This window comes from Catellatospora sp. NPDC049609, assembly GCF_040675365.1.
Taxonomy (GTDB): Bacteria; Actinomycetota; Actinomycetes; order Mycobacteriales; family Micromonosporaceae; genus Catellatospora.
Window position 1 is genome coordinate 1 of the sequence record NZ_JBFAOU010000252.1, and the last position, 8540, is coordinate 8540.

The window sequence follows — 8540 nt, forward strand, 5'->3', positions numbered from 1 at the left end:
GGCCGTCAGAGGGGGCCACATCCGCAGCGGTGCACGATGCCGGCCGGTGCGCCGGTGACGAGGTGCCACGCGCCGACGCTAGCAGTCGGGCGGACCGCCCGCGGCTGCGGCGGACCGCTGAGCGTGGTTGACTGCCCCGCATGGAAGCGTGTCCCGGGTGCGGCGTCGAGCTGCCCGGCAACGGCTGGGACGGCCCACGCCACAGCACCGCCTCCGGTGCGTGCTGGCAGCTCTACGGCGAGCTCGGCGCGTACGTGCTGGAGCACTCGGCGGTGCTGGGGCGCTGGCAGCAGACGACCGTCGACGCGTACGCGGCCCAGCACACCGGGCCGGACACCCCGGTGGTCGCGACGGCGTTCGCGCTCAACGGCCTGTATCTGGTGTTCGAGCGCGGGCTGACCGGCCCGCAGGTGCGGGCGGCGCACAGCTTCCTCGCCCAGGCCGGTGGTGACTGGCCACGGTTCGCGGTGCCCGCCGGGGTGGGCCCGTACACCGTGTTCGACGTGGCGCTGGCCGACGGCCCGGACGGGACCGCCGCGGCGATCGCCGCCTGGGGCCGGGGAGTGTGGGACGCCTGGCGCCCGGCGCACGCCGAGATCGCCGCGCTGACCGACCGGCGCCTGTCCGCCTGGCGGCCCTGAGGAATTTCTTCGGCATCGCCCGGCGTGATGTCGAGGCCCGCGGCTCGGCTCCGTCCAACAATCAGACGGGGCCACCCGGCCCCGTATGGCACGAGGAGCGATGACGATGAGCAAGGTCACCTGCGACATGGCGATGTCGGTGGACGGCTTCACGGCCGGCCCGAACCAGCGGGCCGACGCGCCCTTCGGTGACGGCGTCGACGGCGCCCTGCACCGCTGGATGTTCGACGAGCCGGACGCCAACGCCGCCGAGCTCGCCGCGATCACCGACGCGGGCGCGTTCATCATGGGCCGCAACATGTTCGATCCCGGCCGCGGCGACTGGGACCTGGACTGGACCGGCTGGTGGGGCGAGGAGCCGCCGTACCACGCGCCGGTCTTCGTGCTGACCCACCACGAGCGCGAGCCGCTGGAGCGCAAGGGCGGCACGGTCTTCCACTTCGTGACCGGTGGCATCACGAAGGCCCTGGCGCGGGCGCGCGCCGCGGCGGGCGATCGGAACGTCGCGGTCGCCGGCGGCGCCGCCACCGTGAACCAGTTCCTGGCCGCGGGCCTGATCGACGAGCTGCGGCTGCACATCGCGCCGGTGGTGCTGGGCCGCGGCGAGCGGCTGTTCGAGGGTGTCGACCGGACCGAGCTGGTGCAGGTCGGGGTGAGCCACACCGGCCTGGTCACCCACGTGCGCTACGCGCCCGCGCGGCCCTGACGCCGAGGGCTTGATCGCGAGTTCTGGTCTGAATGTGCGGTCAGAGTGAAAATCCAGACCAGAACTCGCGATCATCAACGGGCGCACGGGCGTCTGGGCGCACGGGCGTCTGGGAGGGCCGGGCCGGCCGAGTCCCGTTCAGCCGCGCCGGGTGATCGCGGTCTCGTAGCAGATGCGCCAGCCGTCGCTCTCGTCGTACAGCACGAAGTGCCACAGCTGGACCGTGCCCTCGGCGTAGGTGAGTTCGGCGTCGACGTAGTAGCCGGTGGGCGCCTCGGTGCGGTCCTCGATCACGACGTCGGTGATCCGGTAGCTCTCGATGTCGGGCGCGGTGTGGTAGCGCGCCCAGGTGTCCGGCGGGGTCTTCGCCCGTTCCTCCGCGCAGACCCAGCGGTAGGCCGTGGCGTAGTCCGCGTCGCGCCACGCGTCGAGGTAGGCGGTGGCGGCCTCGGTCATCCCCGCCTTGGTGCGCGGGTCGGCCCACATTCGGTAGGCGACCCACGCGGGGCAGCCCACGCAGAGCAGCAGCGCGACGATCACCAGGCCGGGGATGAACCCGCGATCCCGCTCGGTCTCGGCCATGACGCCCTTTCGATAGACCATCGGCTATCGCAGGGTAGGGCGGTCGCGCCACCCGCGGCGGCGCCGAGCAGCGCATCGACCTTCCGGCATACCTCTGATAGCGTCTGAACCGCTCGACATGCCCGATCAAGGTCGCGTCGCGCTCGGCCCCCGGAACAGGCCGTACGCGTACGCGAAGCGAACTCACCGCCGCGAACCGAGTCGGATCACCTCGTCACGCCCACCGACGGGCCGTGACGTTCGACGGCGCGGAGGCCACCATGACGTCGCAGCGACTTTTCAGTGTGCAGCGGCAGGAGTTGCTGCTCGGCGAGCTGCGCCGGCACGGCGCGGTGCGCGTCAGCGACCTCGCCCGGGAGCTGGCCGTCAGCGAGCTCACCATCCGCCGCGACATCGACGCCCTGGCCAGGCGCAATCTGGTGACGAAGGTGCACGGCGGGGCGACCCTGCCCGGCCCGATCGACCGGACGGCCCGCCGCCGCCAGGCCCCGAACCGGTTCACGGTCGGCATGGTGGTGCCGTCGCTGGACTTCTACTGGCCGCCGATCGTCAGCGGCGCGCGGGCGGCCGCCGCGGCGCTGGGCGTGAACCTCCAGCTGCGCGGCTCCAGCTACGACCCGGAGGAGGACCGGCGCCAGATCGGCCGCCTCATCGAGGCGGGGCAGGTGCAGGGGCTGCTGCTCGCGCCGAGCCTGGAGGGCGAGCGGGCACCGGAGATGATCGACTGGATCGCGCACATGCCGGTGCCCACGATCCTGGTGGAGCGCCAGCCGGACCGGTGGACGTCGACCGCCCGGCAGCTCGAATGCGTACGCAGCGATCATGCGCTGGGCATGGAGATGGCCGTGCACCACCTGCACCGGCAGGGGCACCGCCGGATCGCGCTGCTGCTGTCGAAGGGCAGCCCGACCTCGGCGTACCTGGCGCAGGGCTGGCGGCTGGCCTGCGCCGACCTGGGGATCTCCGAGGCGATGGTGGTGCGCGAGTCGGTGGCGCTGGACGCGCCGGGGCACCGGGAGATCATCCGCCGGGTGCTGGGCGACTGCGAGCGGTCGCGGATCACGGCGCTCATCGTGCACAGCGACCCCGACGCCATGTCGGTCGCGCAGTACTGCCGCGAGCAGGGGCTGGCCATCCCCGGTGATCTCGCGCTGGTCTCCTACGACGACGAGGTGGCGCACCTGGCCGAGCCGTCGCTGACCGCGGTGCGGCCGCCGAAGGCCCACGTCGGCCGGGTGGCGGTCGAGATGATGGTGTCCCGCCTGCTCGACGGCGAGCGCCGCCCGTCGCAGCGGGTCCTGATCGCGCCGGAGCTGATTGTGCGCCACTCGTCGCTGGCCCCGGTCCGGGTCCGGTGACCGTGTTCCCGGCGGCTTGCTGATCGCAGCTCCGTTCAGGCGGTGGGACCTGGACGGAGCTGCGATCGGCCGGCGGCTGGGCTACACCTGGGTGCGGGTCCACTGCTGGTTGGTGCCGCTGCCGCAGGTGTACTGCTGGATGTCGGCGCCGTCGGCCGTGGACGAGCCGACCACGTCCAGGCACTTGCCGCTGTGCCGGGCCCGCAGCTGGAAGTAGCTGCCGGTGGCGACCCACTGCCACTGCTGGTTGGTGCCGCTGCCGCAGGTGTACTGGATGACGTTGGCCCCGTCGGCGGTCGACGCGCCCGCCACGTCCAGGCACTTGCCGCTCACCTGGCTGACCAGCCGGTAGTAGCCGCCACCGGCGTCCTGGAACTGCCACTTCTGGTTGGCGCCGCCGTTCCAGCCCCACTGCTTGATCTCGGCGCTGTTCGCGGTCGAGGAGGAGACCACGTCCATCACCTTGCCGCTGTGCCGGGCGGTGATCCGGTACTGCGGGGCCGACTGGGGCAGCGACGCCACCGGCAGCACGGTGCCGTGCCGGCAGCCCGGGCAGGCCACGCTGCTCAGGCCGGACCAGCTGTTGAGGTCCGAGCTGGTGGCCGACCAGATCCCGCCGTTGGTGTACTTGTCGATGTAGATGCGCCAGACGCCGTTGGCCTGCTGCACCACGGCCGGTCCCTCGTAGCCGGAGGTCCACAGGTTGCCGATCGAGGTCCATCCGCTGGTCAGGCTGGCGCTGGTCCAGTGCTCGATGTACTTGGAGGTCTCGTCCTTGACGAAGGCGTGGTAGGTGCTGCCGGAGCGCACCACGAACGTGTCGATGTGGTTGTAGCCCAGCCCGCCCATCTGCACCGGGCCGCTCCACGAGGTGAGCGCGCTGTTCTGGGCGGTGAACACGTACGGCCGGAAGCAGTTGGAGCAGGTGGTCTGCGCGATGCTCACGATGACCCGGACGGTGCCGCCCTCGACGTAGAACTCCGGCGCCCAGACGAACCGGGTGTCGGCGACACCCGAGTTGACGCTGGCCACGTGCTGCCAGCTGGTCAGGTTCGTGCTGGAGGCGATGTTGAAGTAGGTGGAGTTCGTGGTCCACGACTGGACGGTGTACGCGATGTAGTACACGCCGTTGTGGCTGATGATGCTGGGGTCGCGCAGGACGCCGGACGGCCCCTGGTAATTGGTGTCGGCGTGGACGGTGAAGTTGTTGCCGTCGGTGGACTGGTAGACCCACAGCTCCTGGTCGGCGGCGCCGTCCCCCTTGAAGGTGGTGTAGAGGTAGCCGCTGGCGGCGGACGCGGGCGCGGCGGCCGCGACGAGGCTGCCCACGGCGACGAGCAGCACGGCGGCCGACCGGGCCACCCACCGCCGGAGCCGGGTGCCCGGTCTTGATGTGCGTGACTTCACGCTGACTCCTCAGTCAGGTCAGGGCGGTGAGAGCGGCAGGGGCCGGGCGGTCCCCGTGGACCGCCCGGCCGGGTGTCAGGACGCGGTGCGGGTCCACTGCTGGTTGGTGCCGCTGCCGCAGGTGTACTGCTGGATGTCGGTGCCGTCGCCGGTGCCGGAGCCGACGACGTCGAGGCACTTGCCGCTGTGCCGGGCCACCAGCTGGAAGTAGCTGCCCGTCGCGCGCCACTGCCACTGCTGGTTGGTGCCGCCGCCGCAGGTGTACTGGATGACGTTGGCCCCGTCGGCGGTGGAGCCGCTGACCACGTCCAGGCACTTGCCGCTGTTCTGGTTGACCAGGCGGAAGTAGCCGCCGCCGGCGTCCTGGAACTGCCAGCGCTGGTTGCCGCCGCCGTTCCAGGTCCACTGCTTGATCTCGGCGTTGTTCGCCGTCGACGCGGAGATGACGTCGATGACCTTGCCGCTGTGCCGGGCGGTGATCCGGTAGGCCGGGACCGCGCCGCTGCCGGTGACCGTGCCGGTGGCGGTGTCGATGGTCACCTCGGGATACCAGGTCAGGCTCATGCTGGTGCTGCTCGGGAAGCTGATCGGCAGCCAGACGTACTGCGAGTCGCCCACCGGACCGCCCCAGGCGCCCGCCCAGCGGTCTCCCATGTAGAGGTAGCCGGTGGTCGACGTGCCCTGGATCGGGAGCACGTAGGTCGGCTGGGAGTTGAAGGTCGTGCCGTCGCCGACGTTGGTCCAGCCGGTCCACGGGCCGGAGATGCTCGACGCGGTCGCGTACTTGGCCTGGTTCGGGTTCCAGCCGGTGGCGCCCGAGGTCAGCAGGAAGTAGACGCTGCCCCGCTTGAACATGGCCGGGGCTTCGCGGTGGGCGTCGTTCCAGAAGTTGCCGACCAGCGTCGCGACGTTGAGGTAGTCGGCGGTCAGGCGGTAAATGTGCAGGTCGTAGTTCTCGTCGGCGGCCGAGATCATGTACGCGGTGCCGTTGTCGTTGTAGAGCGTGATGTCGCGGGACATGTGCTGGCCCAGCGGCCGGAAGCTGCCATGGTAGGTGTAGTTGCCGTCCACGGTGGCCGACGAGGCGACGGCGGCGCGGGCCTGGCTGTAGTCGCTGCCGTTCTCCTTGTGCATCCACATCACGTAGCGGCCGGTGGAGCTGTTGTAGATGACCTTCGGGCGCTCGATGTTCGCGACGTTGAGCTCCGCGTGCGAGCTCTGGGTCAGCACGTTGTTGCGGAACTCCCAGTTCTTCAGGTCGGTCGAGCGGTACACCGACACGGCGCGGAACGTGTTGTCGGCGTTGCGGTTCTCGCCGAACCAGTAGTAGTAGCCGGCCACCTGCAGCACGCCGCCCCCGTGGGCGTGCAGCACGTTGCCCGCGGTGTCGCGGAACTGGGTGCCGTTGGCGATCGTCACGGGTGCCGCGTGCGCGGGCGACACGGCGAACCCGACGGCGGCGGCCGCGAGCAGGACGGCGGCGGCGATCGCCTGGATCGGCCGCCAGAGGTGTCGGACGTGGGGACGGGGGTGGCCGGGGCGGAGGTCCACGCTGATCGACCTTCCTCGGGAGAGGGAGCGGTTTCAGGTGTGTTAAAGGGTTAACCTCCGCCCTGGCGCGCGCCACACTCCGTTCGCGAAGGCTCGGGATCGTTCAGAATCGAACGTCCGGCCGCCGCCCCGGTCCGCGTCAGGTGCGCTGGCGCAGCACCGCCACTCCCCTGGGCTCCAGCGCGACGGCCCCGTCGCCGTCCCGGCGGCCGACGAGCGCCTCGCCGGGCAGGCCGGGCACGGGCACGGGCTGGTCGGTGCGGTTGACCAGGAACAGGTAGCGGGCGTCGCCGGTGCGGCGGACGGCGAGCTCGACGTCGCCGCGCACGGCCGGGGGCAGCTCGGCGGTCAGGCCCACCGCGCCCGCCAGCTCGCCGAGCAGGCGGGTGAGCCCGGCGGGGCCGAGGCGGGTCGACACGTACGCCGCGGTGCCGTCACCCGCGGCGCGGCGGGTGACCGCGGGGTGCCCGGCATGCTCGCCGGTGGCGTAGCGCGCCAGGACCGTGACGTCCTGTCCGGTGGCCTGCACGCGCTCGGTCCACAGGGTGCCGCGCAGCCCGGTGTCGAGGGTGACGGTCTCGGCGTCGAGCAGCGGCGCGAACTCCTCCACGCGGACGCCGAGCAGGTCGCGCAGCGCGCCGGGGTGGCCGCCGAGCCACACGTGGTCGTGCTCGTCGACGATGCCGGAGAAGTAGGTGGTCACCAGGTGGCCGCCGGCTTCGGCGTACGCGGTCAGGTCCTTGGCGACCGGTTCGGTGACCAGGTGCAGGATCGGGGCGACGACCAGCCGGTAGCCGTCGAGCGGGGTGCCCAGCGGGACGACGTCGGCGCGGATGCCGAGGTTGAGGAACGCGCTGTACCAGTCCAGGGCCTCCTGGCGGTAGCGCAGGCGGTCGGTGGGGTGCGAGTCGGTCTCGGCGGCCCACCACGAGTCCCAGTGGAAGACGATCGCGGCGGGTGCCTGCTCGCGGACCGCCCCGGCCAGCGGGGCGAGGTCGCGCAGCGTCGCGCCGAGGCGGGCGGCGGAGCGGAACACCTCGCTGTCCTCGCCGGCGTGCGGGACCATCGCCGAGTGGTACTTCTCCGCGCCCGCGGCGGACTGGCGCCACTGGAAGAAGCAGACCGCGTCGGCGCCGTGCGCGACGTGGGTGAGCGAGTCGCGGGCCAGCTCGCCGTGCTTCTTGGCCAGGTTCACCGGCTGCCAGTTGACGGCGCTGGTGGCGTGCTCCATGAGGAACCACGGGCGGCCGCCGGCGATGTTGCCGGTGAGGTTGGCCGAGAACGACAGCTCGTCGACGGACTGCGGGCCCGGTTCGAGGTAGTGGTCGTTGGCGACGAAGTCGACGTCGGCGGCCCAGGCGGCGTAGTCCATGCCCTTCGTCCCGCCCATGATCATGAAGTTCGTGGTGACGGGCACGTCGGGGGTGTGCCGGCGCAGGATGTCGGCCTCGGCGCGCAGGTGCTCGCGCAGCGCGTCGGAGGAGAAGCGCTTGAAGTCCAGCTGCTGGGTGGGGTTCGGGTGGGTCGTGGCCAGGCGGGGCGGCAGGATCTGCGCCCAGTCGCTGTACGCCTGCGACCAGAACGCGGTGCCCCAGGCGTGGTTGAGCGCGTCGAGGTCGCTGTAGCGGGCCCGCAGCCAGGCGCGGAAGGCGTGGGCGGCGTCGTCGGAGTAGTCATAGACGTTGTGGCAGCCCAGCTCGTTGGACACGTGCCAGGCGGCGAGCGCCGGGTGGCCGGCGTAGCGGGTGGCCAGCTGCTCGACCAGGCGCAGCGCGTGGCGGCGGAAGACCGGTGAGGTGGGCCGCCAGTGCTGGCGGCCGCCGGGCCACAGCGTCTCGCCGCGCTCGTTGACCGGCAGGATCTCCGGGTGCTCGGCGGTCAGCCACGGCGGCGGGGAGGCGGTGGCGGTGGCCAGGTCGACGGCGATGCCGCCGGCGTGCAGCAGGTCCATGACCTCGTCGAGCCAGTCGAAGCGCCAGGTGTCCGCGGTGGGCTGCAGCTTGGCCCAGGAGAAGATGCCCAGCGAGACGATGGTGACGCCCGCTTCCCGCATGAGGCGTACGTCGTCGCGCCAGACCTCGCGGGGCCATTGCTCGGGGTTGTAGTCGGCGCCGTAGGCCAGGCCCGGGGTGGCGCCCTCGGGCCGGCGCAGCCAGCGGTGGCGGGAGGGGTGGGTCACGGGAGGTGCTCCTTGTGCGGGGTGTCGCGGTCGGGCCGGGGCCGCGCATGCCGCCGATGACCCGCTACTTCCGGCGCACGCTCACCCTGTCCGCCGCGCCCACGCAGGCCAGTCTC

The 8540-nt window shown here is 71.9% G+C and carries 7 protein-coding genes; 3 read left to right on the forward strand and 4 right to left on the reverse strand.

All coding sequences use genetic code 11. The features are described from left to right. The first annotated feature begins 140 nt into the window (after nucleotides 1-140). Nucleotides 141-641, forward strand: coding sequence for a DUF5946 family protein (locus AB0J67_RS37135; RefSeq protein WP_363489818.1), 501 nt, complete (start codon nucleotides 141-143; stop codon nucleotides 639-641). Nucleotides 642-747: 106 nt separating this feature from the next. Continuing rightward, nucleotides 748-1347, forward strand: a complete 600-nt coding sequence (locus AB0J67_RS37140; protein ID WP_363489820.1) for a dihydrofolate reductase family protein — start codon at nucleotides 748-750, stop codon at nucleotides 1345-1347. Nucleotides 1348-1485: 138 nt separating this feature from the next. On the opposite strand, the gene AB0J67_RS37145 is transcribed toward AB0J67_RS37140, so the two are convergent. Next, nucleotides 1486-1950 carry a hypothetical protein gene (locus AB0J67_RS37145; protein WP_363489822.1) on the reverse strand — a complete coding sequence of 155 codons (465 nt, stop codon included), beginning with the start codon at nucleotides 1948-1950 and terminating at the stop codon, nucleotides 1486-1488. Nucleotides 1951-2162: 212 nt separating this feature from the next. Between AB0J67_RS37145 and AB0J67_RS37150 the strand changes: the two genes are divergently transcribed. After that, nucleotides 2163-3287 carry a substrate-binding domain-containing protein gene (locus AB0J67_RS37150; RefSeq protein WP_363489824.1) on the forward strand — a complete coding sequence of 375 codons (1125 nt, stop codon included), beginning with the start codon at nucleotides 2163-2165 and terminating at the stop codon, nucleotides 3285-3287. A gap of 81 nt (nucleotides 3288-3368) precedes the next feature. Here the strand turns inward: AB0J67_RS37150 and AB0J67_RS37155 are convergent, their stop codons facing one another. The 3 genes from AB0J67_RS37155 to AB0J67_RS37165 form a co-directional block, all read right to left on the reverse strand. Then, nucleotides 3369-4694 carry an RICIN domain-containing protein gene (locus AB0J67_RS37155; RefSeq protein ID WP_363489826.1) on the reverse strand — a complete coding sequence of 442 codons (1326 nt, stop codon included), beginning with the start codon at nucleotides 4692-4694 and terminating at the stop codon, nucleotides 3369-3371. 75 nt (nucleotides 4695-4769) lie between these two features. Beyond that, nucleotides 4770-6191 (reverse strand): RICIN domain-containing protein, encoded by a 1422-nt coding sequence (locus AB0J67_RS37160; protein ID WP_363489830.1) that lies wholly within the window; start codon nucleotides 6189-6191, stop codon nucleotides 4770-4772. Between the two features lie 193 nt (nucleotides 6192-6384). Continuing rightward, entirely contained in the window at nucleotides 6385-8424 is a 2040-nt protein-coding gene (locus AB0J67_RS37165) for a beta-galactosidase (RefSeq protein WP_363489828.1), read from the reverse strand. Nucleotides 8425-8540 lie beyond the last annotated feature (116 nt).